13 protein-coding genes and 2 pseudogenes are annotated in these 17,224 nt (G+C 71.6%); 6 read left to right on the forward strand and 9 right to left on the reverse strand.

Annotated features, from left to right (window positions below):
* The first annotated feature begins 104 nt into the window (after positions 1 to 104).
* Together JOD60_RS08745 and JOD60_RS08750 are read left to right on the forward strand one after the other, a co-directional pair.
* Positions 105 to 515, forward strand: coding sequence for a MarR family winged helix-turn-helix transcriptional regulator (locus JOD60_RS08745; RefSeq protein ID WP_232321731.1), 411 nt, complete (start codon positions 105 to 107; stop codon positions 513 to 515).
* On the forward strand, positions 515 to 910 hold the full coding sequence (locus JOD60_RS08750) for a DoxX family protein (protein ID WP_076690278.1): 396 nt from the start codon (positions 515 to 517) through the stop codon (positions 908 to 910). Before JOD60_RS08745 ends, JOD60_RS08750 begins: the two co-directional genes overlap by 1 nt.
* 102 nt (positions 911 to 1,012) lie before the next feature.
* Here the strand turns inward: JOD60_RS08750 and JOD60_RS08755 are convergent, their stop codons facing one another.
* Together JOD60_RS08755 and JOD60_RS08760 are read right to left on the reverse strand one after the other, a co-directional pair.
* Positions 1,013 to 2,158: a class I SAM-dependent methyltransferase gene (locus tag JOD60_RS08755; protein ID WP_076690279.1), complete on the reverse strand. Its 1,146-nt coding sequence runs from the start codon at positions 2,156 to 2,158 to the stop codon at positions 1,013 to 1,015.
* The gene (locus JOD60_RS08760; RefSeq protein ID WP_076690280.1) at positions 2,155 to 3,447 is read right to left on the reverse strand and encodes a DUF4921 family protein; all 1,293 of its coding nucleotides are present in this window, start codon (positions 3,445 to 3,447) and stop codon (positions 2,155 to 2,157) included. Before JOD60_RS08760 ends, JOD60_RS08755 begins: the two co-directional genes overlap by 4 nt.
* Positions 3,448 to 3,532: 85 nt before the next feature.
* Between JOD60_RS08760 and JOD60_RS08765 the strand changes: the two genes are divergently transcribed.
* The gene (locus JOD60_RS08765) at positions 3,533 to 3,913 is read left to right on the forward strand and encodes a DoxX family protein (RefSeq protein ID WP_076690281.1); all 381 of its coding nucleotides are present in this window, start codon (positions 3,533 to 3,535) and stop codon (positions 3,911 to 3,913) included.
* Between the two features lie 470 nt (positions 3,914 to 4,383).
* Here JOD60_RS08765 and JOD60_RS17390 read toward each other — a convergent pair.
* Positions 4,384 to 4,551 (reverse strand): annotated as a pseudogene (locus JOD60_RS17390) (response regulator); the annotation flags it as partial.
* A gap of 11 nt (positions 4,552 to 4,562) precedes the next feature.
* On the opposite strand from JOD60_RS17390, the pseudogene JOD60_RS16730 reads away from it, so the two are divergent.
* Positions 4,563 to 4,871 (forward strand): annotated as a pseudogene (locus JOD60_RS16730) (citrate:proton symporter); the annotation flags it as partial.
* Positions 4,872 to 4,953: 82 nt separating this feature from the next.
* Here JOD60_RS16730 and JOD60_RS08780 read toward each other — a convergent pair.
* From JOD60_RS08780 to JOD60_RS08790, 3 genes are all read right to left on the reverse strand, one after another.
* The gene (locus JOD60_RS08780; RefSeq protein WP_076690282.1) at positions 4,954 to 6,336 is read right to left on the reverse strand and encodes an MFS transporter; all 1,383 of its coding nucleotides are present in this window, start codon (positions 6,334 to 6,336) and stop codon (positions 4,954 to 4,956) included.
* Between the two features lie 124 nt (positions 6,337 to 6,460).
* The gene (locus tag JOD60_RS08785; RefSeq protein ID WP_076690283.1) at positions 6,461 to 7,375 is read right to left on the reverse strand and encodes an NYN domain-containing protein; all 915 of its coding nucleotides are present in this window, start codon (positions 7,373 to 7,375) and stop codon (positions 6,461 to 6,463) included.
* Between the two features lie 37 nt (positions 7,376 to 7,412).
* Positions 7,413 to 8,396 (reverse strand): Gfo/Idh/MocA family protein, encoded by a 984-nt coding sequence (locus JOD60_RS08790; protein WP_076690284.1) that lies wholly within the window; start codon positions 8,394 to 8,396, stop codon positions 7,413 to 7,415.
* A 46-nt stretch (positions 8,397 to 8,442) separates the two neighbouring features.
* Here JOD60_RS08790 and JOD60_RS08795 point away from each other — a divergent pair, with 46 nt between their 5' ends.
* On the forward strand, positions 8,443 to 9,795 hold the full coding sequence (locus JOD60_RS08795) for a M20/M25/M40 family metallo-hydrolase (RefSeq protein ID WP_076692128.1): 1,353 nt from the start codon (positions 8,443 to 8,445) through the stop codon (positions 9,793 to 9,795).
* A gap of 29 nt (positions 9,796 to 9,824) precedes the next feature.
* On the opposite strand, the gene JOD60_RS08800 is transcribed toward JOD60_RS08795, so the two are convergent.
* Entirely contained in the window at positions 9,825 to 10,766 is a 942-nt protein-coding gene (locus JOD60_RS08800; RefSeq protein ID WP_076690285.1) for a quinone oxidoreductase family protein, read from the reverse strand.
* A gap of 29 nt (positions 10,767 to 10,795) precedes the next feature.
* Positions 10,796 to 14,698 (reverse strand): ATP-dependent RNA helicase HrpA, encoded by a 3,903-nt coding sequence (hrpA, locus tag JOD60_RS08805; RefSeq protein WP_076690286.1) that lies wholly within the window; start codon positions 14,696 to 14,698, stop codon positions 10,796 to 10,798.
* Between the two features lie 51 nt (positions 14,699 to 14,749).
* Here hrpA and JOD60_RS08810 point away from each other — a divergent pair, with 51 nt between their 5' ends.
* Complete coding sequence (locus JOD60_RS08810; RefSeq protein WP_076690287.1) at positions 14,750 to 15,577, forward strand: aldo/keto reductase; 828 nt, start codon at positions 14,750 to 14,752, stop codon at positions 15,575 to 15,577.
* Between the two features lie 40 nt (positions 15,578 to 15,617).
* Here the strand turns inward: JOD60_RS08810 and JOD60_RS08815 are convergent, their stop codons facing one another.
* Positions 15,618 to 17,207, reverse strand: coding sequence for a dolichyl-phosphate-mannose--protein mannosyltransferase (locus JOD60_RS08815; RefSeq protein WP_076690288.1), 1,590 nt, complete (start codon positions 17,205 to 17,207; stop codon positions 15,618 to 15,620).
* Between the last annotated feature and the right edge of the window lie 17 nt (positions 17,208 to 17,224).

The following is a 17,224-nucleotide window of genomic DNA, read 5'->3' on the forward strand; positions in this document are numbered from 1 at the left end:
GCCCCGGGTGAGAGCGCCTCGCCGACACCAACATAATACCCCCGGGGGGTATTTCCGGCGCGGCCTTACGCCCGGGGCGCGGGCGGATCGCTAGCATGGTGCCCATGACACAGCAGCCGCAGCGCTTCAGCCCCGTCATCGCGCTGCTGGCCGTGTCGGCTGCCTGGGAAGGCCAGCTCTCGGCGATCCTCAAGGACCTCGGCATCACGACCCGCAAGTTCGGCCTGCTGGGCCACATCTACGCCGAGCCGGGCATCTCGTTCTCCGAGCTCGCCCGCCGCTCGCACATCACGGTGCAGTCCGCGCACACCGCCGTCCGCACGCTCGTCGACGAGGGGCTCGTCGAAGACGCCACCTCGCACGCCGGCGCCGCCAGCGACCTGCACGTCACCCCGAAGGGCGCCCGCGTGCTGCAGGACGCCCGCGATCGCCTCGCCGAGCTCGACGGCGCCCTCGCGCAGCGGCTGCCGAAGGTCGCGGCATCCCTCGACGGCATCCGCGCCGGCATCGTCTGATGCGCGCGCTCGCGCGCTGGGGTCTCGCGGCACTCCTCGTCGCGGTGGGCGTCGGGCACCTGACGACCCTGCGCCGCGGGTTCCGCATCGCCGTGCCGGACTGGGCGACCCGCGTGCTCCGCACCGACAAGGACACGATCGTCCTCGTCTCAGGCGTCGTCGAGGTCATGCTCGGACTCGCGTTCGCCCTGCTGCCCCGCGAGCGGTGGCGGATCGGACTCGCGATCGCCGCCTTCTTCGTCGCCGTGTTCCCCGGGAATTTGTACCAGTGGCAGCAGGGCACCTCGGCACCCGGCCTCGACACCGATGCCAGGCGCTTCGCGCGTCTCTTCCTGCAGCCTGTGCTCGTGGCCTGGGCGGTCTGGGCAGGCGCGGGCGCGCGCGGCGGTCGCTGACAGATCGGCGTCGAGGGGTCGCGTGTGGTCGCTTTGGGCGTGCCATAGCGACACCTTGCGACCCCGCGAGGCCACGCAGCAGGGCGCGTGGGCGGCCCGCCGTCAGCGCCGCGTCGACACCGTCACGGTGAACTTCGGGTCGCGCGCCACCTGGCGGGTCGGGCCGACCAGGCGCTCCAGTGTCGGACGGTAGCGCAGCGGCGAGTTCCATACGCACCACAGCTCGCCGCCGGGCCGCAGCACGCGCGCCGCGTCGGTGAAGAGCCGCTCGGCGATGCCCGTCGTCAGCGCCGCGCCGGAGTGGAACGGCGGGTTCAGCGCGATGAGCGAGGCCGAGGCATCCGCCCGTGCCTGCAGCGCGTCGTCGCGCACGACGACCGCCCGGTCCGCCAGGGCGTTCGCGTCCACCGTCGCCCTGGCCGACGCGACCGCTGCCGCCGACTGGTCGGTCGCATACACCGCCGCCGCAGGATGGCGGAGAGCGAGGGATGCCGCGACGATCCCCGTCCCGCACGCGAGGTCGATCCACGGGTCATCGCTCGTGCCGCCGGGAAGGCTCGACGCCTCGGCGAGAGCGGCCAGCAGCATCCGGGTCCCGATGTCGAGCCGCGTCCCTGCGAACGCCCCGCCGAAGGCCCGTACCTCGACGCCTCCCGGCGCGCCCGGCGCCTCCACCCGCGCCGCCGCCGGCGCCGGATCGCCGCCGTCGTGCGGATCACGCGCGATGAGGACCCGCGACTTCTGCCGTGCGTGCGTGACGTCCACGCGGTGGAACGCTTCGCGCAGCACGTCGTTCATCGCGACGGTCATGTGCTTCAACCGGCCGCCCGCGACGACCACGACGGCGGGGTCGGCGTGCGCCGCGATGAGCCGTGCGATGTCGCGCAGCGCGTCGAGAGACCTCGGCAGGCGCAGCAGCACGACCCGCGCGCCGCGCACGAGCTCCGCGTCGAGTTCGGCATGCGACACGACCGCGTCGGCGAGCCCGAGCTCTGCGGCGTTGGCCGCGAGGGCCCGCTCCCCGGAGAGCGCGTCCTGGTGCACGCGGATGCCGCGGCATCCGTCCCACGCCGAACCCAGCGCCAGCGCGCCGTACGCGTCGCCGATCACGACGACGTCGCCCGTCGCGGCGCCGGCGCGCGCGGCGGCCGACTCGTCGAGGATCAGCCGGTCCGCGGCATCCGCGGCGACGAGGCCCTCGCCCTCGATGTCGGGCCAGCGCCGCAGCGCGTCGAACGCGAAGGTCACGGCGCGTCCGCGTAGCGCAGCCGGGCATCCTCCGGCGTGCACTCATCGCCGATGCGGATGCCGGGAGCGATCGCACCGGCATCTCGCAGGTCGCGCAGCGCGGCGACGGCGCGACGGCGCAGCTCCCACGGGTCGATCGTGTTGACGTGGATCTTCGTGCCGCCCTCGAAGCCCGCCGGGTTCGAGATGCGCCACTTCAGCACGATGCGCCACGGCATGGGCCACGGCGCTCCGGGCGGGCGGTAGTGCCACTCCTCGTTCGTCGGCACGTGCACGCCCGTCGCCGCGTGCAACGCGTGCAGAAGGTCCGAGACGGCGCGGATGCCGGTATCCGAGTGCTCCTGCGGTAGATTCGCCTCGGACGTCGAGAACACCTCGAACGCGGGGTAGCGGTGCCCGACGCCCGCGAGTGCGACGGCGCCGTCGGTCGCCGCGACGACGAGCCCCTCCGCGACGGCGAGGTCGGCGATCTCCCGCTGGTACAGGTCGCGGCTGTGGGCGAGCAGCCGCAGCTCGTGGTCGACCTGCGGGCCGTACTCGTCGATCGCGACGAGCTGCTTGTGCAGGTGCTCGAACGACGCGCCCGCGGGGCGCAGCCAGTTCTGGAAGACGGCCACGTACGCGGCGTACGGCTGCGCGGCCTGGATCTCGGCGAGCGAACGCACCGTGAACGCGACATAGGCGGCGTGCTCGTCGCGAGTGAGGGTTCCCGACGACGCGAGCTCGGCATCGGTCGTGGCGCCGTCGACGACGTGCCGGCGTGCGACGACGACGTCGTGCGACCCGCCGAGCAGGTCGAGCGCGGCCTCTTCGAGGCTCACGGCCTCACCGGTGGCGGCGGCGCGGATCTCGGCGAGCTTTTCGATGTGTACGCGCCCGACCGGGTCGGAGAGGTATTCCTGGGCCCACTCGAACACCGCCGCCGGCTGGCGGAACCCGTGGTTCTCGCGCCAGTACGCGGCCGACACGATCTCGAAGAGATTGCCGAAGCGGCGGAACTCGGCGCTCGTGTCGGTCAGGTCGGATGCCGCCACGTGCCGGATCTCGGTGAAGTCCGGGCCCACGAGGCGCGCCTTCTCGGGGGTGGTCTCGAGGTAGCGGTCGCTGCAGAAGGCGCACAGGCGCCCTTCCTCGCCGGGGGCGAGGGTGCGGGCGTGCTCGGGCGGCGTCGCCAGTGGACGGTTCGCACGCCCCGGCACGGTCCACACCCGCGTGCCGGTGAGGGGCCCGACCTGCTTGACCGTCCCATCCGGAAGTCGCCTGATCGCAGATCTCGCCCCATCGCCCACCCCTCCACCCTACCGACGGCCATTGGATGGCGATGGCGTCTACAAGGCGAATGCGGCTCGATGGCGACGGCGGCATACTGGCCCGATGAGGACGTTCACGCGCTGGCTGCTGGCCGGAGGAATGGTGTTCGCAGGGCTCAGCCACCTGTTCTGGGCGCGGAAGGAGTTCCAGGCGCAAGTCCCCGACCTCGTGACCGATGTCCTGCCCATCGACAAGGACGGCGTGGTCGTGGCATCCGGCGCCGTCGAGATCATGCTGGGCGCCGCGCTCGTCGTGCTGCCGAAGGAGCGTCGGCGGGTCGGCGCGATCCTCGCCGCGTTCTTCATCGCGATCTTCCCGGGCAACATCGCCCAGGCGATGGACAAGCGACCGGCGTTCGGCCTCGACAGCGATGCTGCGCGCATCGCACGGCTGTTCTTCCAGCCGCTGCTCGTGTGCTGGGCGCTCTGGTCGACCCGGGCATGATCGCCGCGCGGACGGGGCCGACTACGCTCCTCCCGGGCTGAGCCCCCGGCGGCCGGCCGCCGCTCACCTGCCGCTCGCAGGTGCGTCCCGGGCGACGTCAGCGCTCGCGTGGCGAGTACAGGTGCTCGGGTCGTCCCGTGGTGCCGTAGCGCAGCCGCACGTCCACGAGACCGCGCGGCCAGGGCGGACAGGTGGCGCTGCGCGGTCGCGCGTGAGACTCCCGCGCGCTCGGCGATCTCCGTCGATGAAGCCTCGGCCGTCCCCAGCGCGGTCAGGATGACCTGCTCGGTCGCCGAACGCGACACCGACCCACCAGGGTCGCCGCCGAGGATCGCGAGGGCGCGATCGAGATCCTCCTGCCGGAGCGTGCCGTCGCCGCCCACGAGGTTCCGGTAGCGCTGATACCGGGCGAGCCGGTCGGCGAGCGTCTGCGCCTCGAACGGCTTCATGAGGTAGGTGAGCGCACCCGCCCGCAGCGCCCGGCGGACCGTCGCGGCCTCGGTGGCCGCCGACAGCACGAAGGCGTCGACCGAGACCGACTGCACGAAGGCGATGCCGTCGCCGTCGGGCAGGTACGCGTCGACCAGCAGCAGGTCGGGCAGTTCGGCGAGCACCGCGGATCGCGCTCGCCTTCGCATGGTTCCTCGGCCTCTCCGGCATCCTGTCGATCCCGTTCACCTTCTTCATGTCCCACGACGCGTTCTACTTCGGCATCCTGCCGGTGCTCTCGGAGAGCGCCGCGCACTTCGGGATCGAGCCGGTCGAGATGGCGCGCGCGTCGATCACCGGCCAGCCGGTGCACCTGCAGAGCCCGCTCGTGCCGGCGATCCTGCTGCTCGTCTCGCTCGCGAACGTGAACCTCGGCGACCACCACAAGAAGGTGCTGTGGCGCGCGTGCGTCGTCTCGCTCGCGATGCTCGCGGTCGGCGTCCTGGTGGGGTCGATCCCCTTCGCCGCCTCAGACGGTTCGAGGAGCGCGAATGGTCCCCTGCGCGGCGTGCAGGGGACCATTCGCGCTCCCTCAGTGGGCAGGCAGCGCGTCAGCGCGTCGTCGGCACCTTCACGGTGCCGGTCTCGGCGATCAGGCGCTCGCGGTCGATGCGATCGACCTCGTGCAGCGAGATGCCGTTGGTCTCGCGCAGCGAGATCACCGCGACGAGTGTGATCGCTGCGGCGATCGCGAGATACACCGCCACAGGGATGTAGGTGCCGTACGCCGACAGCAGCGCCGTCGCGATGATCGGGGCGAGCGATCCGGCGACGATCGAGGTCACCTGATACCCCAGGGAGACGCCGGAGTAGCGCATGCGCGTGGGGAACATCTCCGACATGATCGCCGGCTGCGGCGCGTACATGAACGAGTGGATCACCAGGCCCAGGCACACGGCCAGGATGATGATCAGCGGGTCCTTCGTGTTGAACATCGGGAACGCGATGAAGCCCCACGCGGCGGCTCCCACGGCGCCGATCGCGTAGACGGGCTTACGGCCCAGCCGGTCGGCGAGGGCACCGACGAGCGGCACGACGATCATGTGGACGACGTGGGCGATCAGCAGCCACGTGAGGATCGCGGCGACATCCATCTCGAGGTAGACGCGAAGGTACGTGATCGAGAACGTCACGACGAGGTAGTACATGATGTTCTCGGCGAAGCGCAGGCCCATCGCGGTGATGACGCCGCGCGGGTACCGCTTGAGCACCTCGAGCACGCCGTAGCGCACCTGCTCCTGCTGCTCGACCTCCTTCTGGGCGTCGACGAAGATTTTCGCGTCGGTGATGCGGGTGCGCACGTAGTAGCCGATCGCGACGATGACGATCGACAGCCAGAAGCCGATGCGCCACCCCCACGCGAGGAACGCCTCCTGCGACAGCGTCGACGACAGCACGAGGAGCACGATCGTCGCGATCAGGTTGCCGATGGGCACCGCGGCCTGCGGGAATGAGGCCCAGAAGCCACGGGTCTTGTCGGGGGAGTGCTCCGCGACGAGCAAGACGCCGCCGCCCCATTCGCCGCCGACCGCGAAGCCCTGCACGAAGCGCAGGAAGATCAGCAGCGCCACGGCCCAGTAGCCGATCTGGTCGAAGGTCGGCAGGCAGCCCATGAGGAAGGTCGCCGCACCGACGAGGATGATCGCGAGCTGCAGCAGCTTCTTTCGGCCGTACTTGTCGCCGAAGTGACCGAACACGATGCCGCCGAGCGGGCGGGCGATGAAGCCGACGGCGTAGGTGAGGAACGCCTGGATGATCGGGGTGTACGGATCGTCCGACGGCGGGAACATGATGATGTTGAAGACGAGCGTCGCGGCGGTGGCGTAGAGGAAGAACTCGTACCACTCGACGACGGTGCCGGCCATGGATGCGGTGACGACCCGGCGAAGGCTGGATTCCTTGTACGGGGCGCCGGATGCGGTGGCTGAAGCCATGCGCTGATACCTCCTTGTAGAGCGCTGCGCGGCGAGGGGATGCCGCGGTCAGCGACGTTACCTGAGAGGTGGTTCAGGTACAAGGGTCAGCTGTGCACAGTCGGTGTGCGACCACGCACGCAGGTCAGACGGCGTCGGAATCCTGCGGGGCGGCGGCGTCCTCTGCGTTGTGCAGGCGCACGCGCACGATGTTGGTCGTCTCGTCGATGTCGGCGATCGTCGGATGCGCCTTGACGAAGTCGGAGAACGACCGGTGCCCGAGCGCCTTCTCGCTGAAGGACGGGTCCATGCGCTTGAGCAGGTTCTTCACCGCGGACAGGTGCACCCACTCGTCGTCGGTGCGCTCGCGCTCGAGGATGAGAGCCCGGCGCAGCAGCTCGGCGGTCGGGTCTTCGGGCTTCTTGCGGCGACGCGAGCCGGCCGTGGCGGGCGCGGCCGCGGCATCCGTCTTCTTCGCACTCGGCTTCTCGAGGGTCGGCACACCCGGCAGGGAGTCGTACGCGTCGAACTGGTCGCACGCGGCGGCGAGCGATTTCGCGGTCGATCCCGCCACCCCGACGCCCACGACGACGCGGCCGAGACGCTTGCAGCGCTGCGCGAGCGGGACGTAGTCGCTGTCGCCGGCGACGATCACGACGTGGGTGAGGTCGGGCAGGCGGAACATGTCCTCGACGGTGTCGACGGCGAGACGGATATCGGCGCCGTTCTTCGCGTAGGCGGCGGCGGGGAACAGCTGCACGAGGTCGACCGCGCGCGCGACGAGCTGCGTGCGGTAGAACGCGTTGACCGGGGAGGACCAGTCGGCATATGCCCGGGTGAGAACGAGGGTGCCGAAGGATGCCGCATAGTCGATGATCGCGCCGACATCGATCGTCGCGTCCTTCAGCTTCTGCGCGATCTCGGGCTGGTCGGGGTCGGCGATGATCTTCTGCCGGTCGGCGGCATAGGCGTTGCGCCCGTGCACGCGGTCGTACCAGCTCATGACGATGTTGTCGAAGTCCAGGTAGACGGCGACGCGGGGGTTCTGCAGGTCGGGCATATCCCCAGTGTGACAGGCGCGGGGGGCTCGACGACGCTCAGCGGTGCGTCGGATAGGACACGCCCAGCTGGGCGCGCATGTCGTCGAGGGCGGCCATGATCGCGACCGACTCGTCGAAGGGGAGCAGGTCGCTGTCGGTCCGGCCCTCGGCGATGAGCCGCTCGGCATAGCGGGCCTGGTAGTGCATGCCGCGGCCCTCGACCTCGGAGCGGTACTCCTCGATCACGGTGCCGTCGGTCGCGGTGACGCGGAACGCGGTCGGCGTGTACCAGACCCGGTCGATGTCGATGCGGGCCTCGGTGCCGATGACGGATGCCGTGTTGGGTCCCGCGGCGCGCGAACTCACCACGAGGGACGACACGGCCCCGCCGGTGTGGGTCGCGGCGATCGCGACCTCGGTGTCGGCGCCGGTCTCGCCGAGACGGCCGATCGCGCGGATGCCGGTCATCGGGCCGAGGACGTCCCACGCGAACGACACCGGGTAGATGCCGAGGTCGAGCAGGGCGCCGCCGCCGAGCTCCAGGGCGTTGAGACGGTGCTCCGGGTCGGTGGGAAGCGATTGGGTGTGGTCGGCGATCACCGCCCGCACCTCCCCCAGTGCGCCGTCGGCGATGATCTCGCGGATGCGGACCATGTGCGGCAGGTACCGGGTCCACATGGCCTCCATCGCGAGAAGGCCGCGGCCGGCGGCGATGTCGCGGATCGCGATCGCCTCGTCGGCATCCAGCGTCACCGCCTTCTCGATCAGGACGTGCTTGCCGGCCTCCAGCGCCAGGATCGCGTGGTCACGGTGATGGCTGTGCGGGGAGGCGATGTAGACGATGTCGACGTCAGGATCGGCGACGAGCTCTTCATACGAGCCGTGCGCGTGCGGGATGTCGTACTCGGCGGCGAAGGCGCGGGCCGAGTCGGCGTTTCGTGACCCGACCGCGGTGACGGTGCGACCCGCCGTGCGGAGGTCTTGCGTGAAGGCGTGGGCGATGCCGCCCGTGGCGAGGATTCCCCAGCGGATCTCAGTCATGGACCGAGCCTAGTGGCGCGTGCGCGCGGCGTAGGCTCGACGCGTGATGCCCGACAACGACGCCGCCGTCGCGCGGTTCCGCGAGCTGCTGCAGCTCCCGACCGTGTCGCACGCCGACGAGACCGAGATCGAGTGGGAGCCGTTCGACGCGTTCGTCGCAGCGCTGCCACGCCTGTACCCGCGGACGCACGAGCGCCTCGAGCGCGAGATCGTCGACGGGCACTCGCTCCTGTACCGGTGGCCGGGCGCCGCCGCATCCGACCCCCTCGTGCTCATGGCGCACTACGACGTCGTGCCGGTGGTCGAGGAAGAGTGGGACCGGCCGCCGTTCGCGGCGGAGATCGTGGGCGACGGGGTGGATGCCGCGATCCACGCGCGGGGAGCGATCGACGACAAGGGCTCGCTCGTTGCGATCCTCGAAGCCGTCGAGCAGCTCGCCGGGTCGGACTTCCGCCCCGCCCGCGATGTGTATCTCTCGTTCGGGCACAACGAGGAGACGGCCGGCGGCGGGGCGCGCGCCGTGGTGGACCTGCTGCGGGAGCGCGGCGTGCGCCCCGGACTCGTCATCGACGAGGGCGGCGCGGTCGTCGAGGGTGTCGTCCCAGGCGTCACGGTGCCGACGGCGATGGTCGGGGTCGCCGAGCGCGGTGTCATGACGGCGCTGCTGACGGCGCGCGAAGGCGGCGGCCACGCGTCCACGCCGCCCGCGTTCCCCGCGACGGCGCGGCTCGCGCGCGCGATCGGGCGACTGCACCGGCATCCGTTCCCGGTGCGCATCGCGCCGCCCGTGCGCGCCCTGTTCGCGACCCTCGCCCCGCACGCTCCGCAGCCGCTGCGGTGGGTGTTCGGCAACCTTGCGCTGACCGGGCCGCTGCTCGCACGGGTGTTCCCGCGGTTCGGGCCCGAGATGAACGCCCTCGTCCGCACGACCGCGGTGGCGACGGAGCTCTCCGGCGCGCCGGGCGAGAACGTGCTCGCCACGACCGCGCGCGCCGCGGTCAACATCCGTCTGCTGACGGGCGACACTGTGGCATCCGCCACCGACTACGTGCGCCGCGTGATCGCCGACCCGGAGGTCGAGGTCGAGGTGCGTCACGGCTCCGACCCGTCACCCGTCTCGCCGTGGCGTGGGGAGCCGTGGCGGCGCGTCGCCGGCGCGGTCGCCTCGGCGCTGAGTGATTCGAGCTCGGGTGAGAACATCGTGACGACGCCGTACATCCAGCTCGGCGCGAGCGACAGCCGCTGGTTCACGGCCATCAGCGCGCACGTCTACCGCTTCACCCCGTTCCACCTCACCCGCGCCGAGCGCGACGCGCTGCACTCGCACAACGAGCGCATCCGGGTGCAGGTGTGGCTGCGGGAGATCGGCTTCTACCGCGACCTCATCGCCGCCAGCTGAGAGTCTTTCGCCGCTGGCGGGGCACGAGGTCAGGGGACCAGCACGACCTTGCCGTCGGCTCCGGCCTCGACGAGGCGGTGCGCGGCGGCGGCGTCGGTCAGGGGCAGCTGCTCGGCGAGCTCGACGCTGAAGCGTCCCGCGGCCAGCAGCGCGACCGTCACCGGGATCGCCTCGGCGCGCCACGCCTGCTCCTGGTCGGTCAGCGGCACCGGGTTGCCGCCACTGAAGGCACGGATGCCGAGGCCCGCGGCATCCTTGCCCCGCACCAGTGTGGCGATGCGGCTCTTGTCGGCGACGAGTTCAATCGACTGCGCGAGCGCCTCGTCGGTTCCGGCGAGGTCGATCGCGACGGTGACGCCCTGCGGGGCGAGCTCGCGCACCCGCGTCACGACGCCCTCGCCGTAGGGCAGGGGGGTCGCGCCCAGTGCGCGCACCCGGTCGGCGCGACGGTCGCTCGTCGTCGCGAGCACCGTCGCCCCGAAGAGCACCGCGTACTGGATCGCGGCCTGGCCGACCGCGCCCGAACCGCCGTGGATGAGGACCGTGTCGCCGGCGCCGACGGCGAGCGAACGCAGCGTCTGATAGGCCGTCCCCACGGGGATGCCGAGGGCAGCGCCCTCGGAGGCGGAGACCTGCGGCGGCCGCGGCACGAGGTTCTCCGCCGGCACCACGATGTCGGAGGCGTACGCCCCGTTCGCGCCGAACACGACGACCGGCTGGCCGACACGGTAGCCCTCGACGCCGTCGCCGACGGCGGTGACGATGCCCGCGGCATCCGACCCGACGCGGCGCGGTTCGGTGATCGGCGCCGACACGCGCAGCCCCGCGCGCAGCTTGTAGTCGATGGGGTTCACGCCCGCCGCCTCGACGCGGACGGCGACCTCGCCGGCGGCCGGAGCGGGCACGGCGATCTCGGTGGCGGTGAGGACCTCGGGTCCTCCGAACTCGGTGTACACGATGGCGGTGCTCATACCGGGTGCAACCGCGGCCGTGGCGGAACCTATTCCTTGCCGGCGAGCGCCTTCGTCACGCGCTGCAGCGACACCTGCTCCGCTGTGCCCAGCTGCTGGGCGAACAGGCTTACGCGGTACTCCTCGAGCAGCCACCGCGCGCGGGCGAGGTGCGCGGCGGCATCCGGCGCGAGCGGCAGCGTGCCCCCGGCCTCGGCGTAGAGCGTCGCCGCGCGCTCGAACTCGGTCATGCGCTGCCGGTCGCGGCCGGGGTTGTCGGCGAGGCGCTGCACGCGTTCCAGCGCGCCCTGCAGGTACCGGGGCAGGTGCGCCAACCGCGCGAGGCCGGTGCGGGAGACGAAGCCGGGGAACACCAGACCCGCCAGCTGCGCCTTGACGTCGCCGAGGGCCGCGAGCAGCGTCATCGAGTTCTGGCCTTTGATGGCCCGCTCGACGTCGCGCTGCAGTGTGAGGATGCGGGCCACGAGCGACACCGCCTGGAACAGCTCGTCGACGACCGCCGCGGAGAAGGCATCGCGGGCGGCGGCGAACTGGTCCGGAGCGCGGACGCCGCCCGGCGCCGTCCGCGCGAGGACCGCGTCGGCGACGGCGATGCGGGCGTCTTCGATGAGCGCCTTCGCCGACGGGTACGGCGATGCCGCGAGCGAGAGCTTCTCGGCGGCGGTCAGATGCTCGAGGACGTACGCGCTGGGCGAGGGCACCGCGAGCAGCAGCAGACGGCGCACCCCCGCGTGGGTCAGTCGGGCGGCGCGCTCGGGCGTCGCCTCGATCCGCAGGGCGACGCTCTCCTTCTCGTCCACCAGGGCCGGGTAGCCGCGCACGACGCCGCCGGCGACCTTCGTGTCGACGACGTCGGGGAGCGTGCCGATGTCCCACGTGAGAAGGCCGGTCCGTTCGACGACGGATGCCGCGGGCACGCCTCCTGGTGCCGCCCCCGCCGCGGCATCCCGCGCGATGGCGCCGCCGGCCGGCCCGGGACCGGACCGCGCCGCGGCTCCGGGACGGGCGAGCGTGCGGGCGACCTGCTCGCGAGCGCGGCCGGCGAGACGGGACTGCAGGTCGGCGAGGTCGCGGGAGGTCCCGACGGTGCGGCCGCGGTGGTCGACGACGCGGAAGGTCATGCCGAGGTGCGTCGGGACGCGGTCGAGGTCGAAGTCCGCCGGCGTGACCGGCTGGTTCGCGACCCGCTGGATGCGCTGGGCCAGAGCGGCCCGCAGCGACTGGGCGGGGAGGCCGTCGTGGTGCTCGGGGCCGTCGCCGGCGATCTCCTCACCGAGCTTAGCGGCCCAGTCCGCCGCCGGCACGACGTGGCGGCGGATCGCTTTGGGGAGTGCCTTCAGCAGCGCGGTGACGAGCTCGGCGCGCAGGCCTGGCACCTGCCAGTCGAAGCCGTCGGGCCGCAGGCCCGCCAGCAGCGGCAGCGGGACGACGACGCTGACGCCGTCCTCGGGGCTGCCGGGCTCGAAGCGGTAGGCGAGCGAGAGCACCTGGTCGCCCTGCGTCCACCGGCCCGGGAAGTCCCGCTCGTCCGAGCGCCCGGCGTCATCGAGCAGGTCGGCCTCGGTCATGTCGAGCAGATGCGGGGTACGGGCCGACGCCTCGCGCCACCACGTCTCGAACGACCGCACGTCGAAGACGTCCTGCGGGATGCGCGCGTCGTAGAACGCGAAGACCGCTTCGTCGCCGACGAGGATGTCGCGGCGACGCTCCCGCTCCTCGACCTTCTCGAGCCGCCGGCGCAGCTCCAGGTTCCGCCGCTCGAAAGCGGTCAGCTTCTTGTCCAGGTGCGCGACGCTCCACTCGCCCTCGACGAGGGCGTGTCGCAGGAACAGCTCGCGGGCCTGCTCGCGGTCGATGCGCGCCAGCTGCACGCGCCGGCGGGGGATGATCTCCACCCCGAACAGGGTGACCTTCTCGGCCGCCACGGCGGCACCGGCATCCTTCGACCAGTGCGGGTCGCTGAGCTGCCGGTGCGCCAGATCGCCGGCGAGCTCCTCGGCCCACGCCGGGTCGATGACGGCGACGGTGCGTGCGTACAGCCGCGAGGTCTCCACGAGCTCGGCCGCCATCACGGCGTCGGGCGAGGCCTTGCGCAGGGCGGAGCCGGGGAAGATCGAGAACTTCGCGCCGCGCGCGCCGCGGTACTCGGCGATCGGCTTCTTGCGCTTGTCGGGCACCGTCCGGGAGACCGAGCGGGTGTCGAGGATGCCGATGTGCGAGAGGAGCCCGGCCAGGGTCGCCCGGTGCACGAGCGCCGGATCGGCGGCGCCGTCGGCCGCGGGGCCTGTCGACGGGCCGGTGAGCTGACGGAGCTGACGGTGCACGTCGAACCACTCGCGCACCCGCACGTAGTTGAGGTACTCGGCGCGGCACATGCGGCGGAACGCGCTCGAGCCGAGCTCGCGCTGCTGATCCTGCAGGTGATTCCAGAGGTTCAGGATGCTGAGGAAGTCGCTCGTCGGGTCGGCGAACCGGGCGTGCAGCCGGTCGGCCTGCTCGCGTGCGGCAGCGTCGTCGGCCGAGGGACGCTCGCGGACGTCCTGGATCGACAGGCCCGCGACGATCGCGAGCACGTCGCGCGTGACGCCGAGCCGACGGGCCTCGATGAGCATTCGCGCGAAGCGCGGGTCGATCGGCAGCCGCGCGATCTCGCGGCCGAGCTTGGTGAGCCGCCGTGAGGCGGTGACGGCACGCAGTTCGGTGAGCAGCTCGAACGCCGCCTTGACGCCCCGGCTGTCGGGCTTGGTGAGGAAGGGGAACTCCTCGATGTCGCCGAACCCGAGGGCGAGCATCTGCAGGATGACCGACGCGAGCGAGGTCCGCAGGATCTCGGGCTCGGTGTACTCCGGACGGGCGAGGAAGTCCTCCTCGCCGTAGAGCCGGATCGCGATGCCGTCGGAGGTGCGCCCCGCGCGCCCCGATCGCTGCTGCGCCGACGCCTGCGAGATGGCCTCGATCGGCAGGCGCTGCACCTTGGACCGCACGCTGTAGCGCGAGATGCGCGCCGTCCCGGCGTCGACGACGTAGCGGATGCCGGGCACGGTGAGGCTCGTCTCGGCGACGTTCGTGGCGAGGATCACCCGCCGGCGGACGCCGGCGACCCTCGACGGCTCGAAGACCCGGTGCTGCTCGGCGGCCGACAGGCGCCCGTAGAGGGGGAGCACTTCGGTCGGCCGGGCATCCTTCGCGTACATGCCGCGCACGGCATCCGCCGCGTCGCGGATCTCCGCCTCGCCCGGGAGGAAGACCAGCACATCGCCGTCGGGCTCGCGATCGAGCTCGCGCAGGGCCGCGAGGAGCGTGTCGACGTCGTCGGGGTCCTCGTCAGGACTGCGGTAGCGGATCTCGACGGGATACGTGCGCCCCGACACCTCGACGATGGGGGCGGGGTCGCCGCCGGGCGCGGCGAAGTGCCGGGCGAAGCTCTCCGGGTCGATCGTCGCCGACGTGATGATGACCTTGAGGTCGGGGCGCTCCGGCAGGATGCGGGCGAGGTAGCCCAGCAGGAAGTCGATGTTGAGCGACCGCTCGTGCGCTTCGTCGACGATGATCGTGTCGTAGCGGCGCAGCAGCCGGTCGCGGTGGATCTCGTTCAGCAGGATGCCGTCGGTGACGAGCGCGATCTTCGTGTCGGCCGAGACCTGATCGGTGAAGCGCACCTTGTAGCCCACGGCGCCGCCGAGAGGCACCTGCAGTTCCTCGGCGATGCGCTCCGCGATCGTGCGGGCGGCGATGCGGCGCGGCTGCGTGTGCGCGATCCGGGTGCGGCCGAGCTCGAGGCAGATCTTCGGCAGCTGCGTCGTCTTGCCCGACCCGGTGGCGCCCGCGACGATCACCACCTGGTGCCCGTCGATCGCGCGCGCGATCTCGTCCCGCGCGGCGCTGACGGGCAGCTCCGGGGGATAGGAGATCACGGGGACGGCAGAAGGCATAGCCCTCCATCCTAAGACGCCGGTGCGTCCAGAGATGCTTACGCTGGAGTCATGACGATCCCCACTCTCACCCTCAACGACGGCCACTCCATCCCGCAGCTCGGCTTCGGCGTCTTCAAGGTCGACCCCGCCGAGACCGAGCGGATCGTGTCCGACGCGCTCGAGGCCGGCTACCGCCACATCGACACCGCAGCGATCTACGGCAATGAGGAGGGCGTCGGCCGCGCGATCGCTTCCAGCGGCATCCCGCGCGACGAGCTGTTCATCACGACGAAGCTGTGGAACGACCGCCAGGCCGGTGACGAGCCGCTCGCGGCGATCGACGAGAGCCTCGACAAGCTGGGCCTCGAGGCCGTCGACCTCTACCTCGTGCACTGGCCGGCCCCGGCGAACGGCAACTATGTCAACGCGTGGGAGAAGCTCGTGCAGATCCGGGATGCCGGCAAGACCCGCTCGATCGGCGTCTCCAACCACCTTCCGCGACACCTCGACGAGATCATCGCCGCGACCGGCGTGACGCCGGCCGTCGACCAGATCGAGCTGCACCCCGCCTACCAGCAGCGCGACGTCACGCAGTATGCCGCCGACCACGGCATCCTCATCGAGTCGTGGGGTCCGCTCGGCCAGGGCAAGTACCCGCTGTTCGAGGAGCAGCCCGTCGCGGCGGCCGCCGCCGCGCACGGCAAGACGCCGGCGCAGGTCGTGCTGCGGTGGCACCTGCAGCAGGGCTACATCGTGTTCCCGAAGTCGACGAGTTCCGCGCGCATCCGCGAGAACCTCGACGTGTTCGACTTCGAGCTGACCGCCGACGAGCAGGCCGCGATCACCGCTCTCGAGCGCGGCGGCCGCGTCTCGGCGCACCCCGACGACGTGAACTGACCGGCGGCGTGACGGTCGGCGACGACGCCGCCCGCGATCCCTACACCCAGCCCTGCATCCAGTTGTGCAGGCGGTAGAAGTCGTACGGCACCTGGGTCGCCGACCACAGCGGGTACCAGAACAGCGACAGCACGACGGCGACCCCGAGGAAGACGAGCACGACCCGCTGACCGGCCGTCCGCCGGTCCACGCTCGCATGGGCGGGACCGGCGATCTCGCGCAGCGCGAAGGTCAGCGCGAGCAGCAGGAACGGCCAGATCACGATCGTGTAGAACTGGAACACCGTCCGCTCGGGGTACGCCAGCCACGGCAGCCACGTCGCGGCGATGCCGACGAGCACGACGGCGTGCCGCCAATCGCGGCTCACGACGAACCGGTAGACGAGGTACCCGGCCGCCGCCACCGACGCGTACCACAGCAGCGGGTTCGGCATGCTGTAGAGGATCTGCAGACAGCCGTTCTGCCCGACGCAGCCGCCCTGGCCGTCCGGCGTCGCCTGGGCGTACATCGAGGTGGGACGCCACAGCAGCGGCCACTGCCACGCCGGGCTCTGGTAGCTGTGCGGCGAGGTCATCCCCGTCATCGAGTTGTAGATCGTGACGTGATAGCGCCACAGGCTCTGCAGGGCCAGCGGCACCCACGAGAAGACACCCGTCGCGGGGTTCGCGTCGGCGGCGTGACGGTCGTAGCCGCCGTCGCTGAGAAGCCATCCCGTCCACGAGCCGAGGTAGACGATGAACGCGACCGGCACGAGCAGGACGAAGGACACGAGGCCCTGACGCACGGCATCCATCGGCCAGAACACCACGCCGAGGCGCCGCCGCTCCAGCGCGTCGGTGACGACGAGGTAGAGGCCGATCGCGGCGAGCACCCACACGCCGGACCACTTGACGGCCGAGGCCGCGCCCGCCGCCGCGCCGGCCGCGATCACCCACGGCCGGTTCCACAGCACGGCGCCCCACGCCGGCGGCTCGTCGCCGCGCATGCGCGCGACGGTCGCAGCCGCCAGTCGGTCGGGGTGCCGGCGCCGGTCGAGGATGACGAACCAGAACGCCAGCAGGATGAAAAACGCCAGGAACACATCCAGGAGCGAGACCCGGCTCATGACGATGCCGAGACCGTCGATCGCGAGCATGCCCGAGGCGACGGCGGCGAACACCGTCGAGTTCGTCAGCGCCTTGGCGACGAGGTACAGCAGCAGCACGAGCGCGGTGCCGAACAGGGCGGTCATGATCCGCCAGCCGAACGAGCTGTCGGGGCCGAACAGCCACATGCCGACGCCGATGAGGTACTTGCCGAGCGGCGGGTGGACGACGAAGCTCGGGTCGGTGGTGAAGATGTCGGTCTCGCCCGCCGCGAAGCGGGCGTCGGCGCCGTCGGGCCAGGTCGCCGCGTAGCCGAGGTTCCACTGGCTCCAGGCATCCTTCACGTAGTACGTCTCGTCGAAGACGAGCGCGTGCGGGTGGCCGAGGTTCCACAGGCGCAGGATGCCGGCGACGACCGTGATGAGAAGGGGCGCGAGCCAGCCGTACAGGCGCTGCAGTCGCGGCTCTGCGGCGACCCGCTCGCGCCAGCGGTCGTAGAACGACGGGCGCTGGGTCGGCAGCAGCGGCTCGGCGGTGATCGTCACGGCGACAAGCCTATGCT

It is taken from the genome of Microbacterium aurum (assembly GCF_016907815.1).
Lineage (GTDB): Bacteria > Actinomycetota > Actinomycetes > Actinomycetales > Microbacteriaceae > Microbacterium > Microbacterium aurum.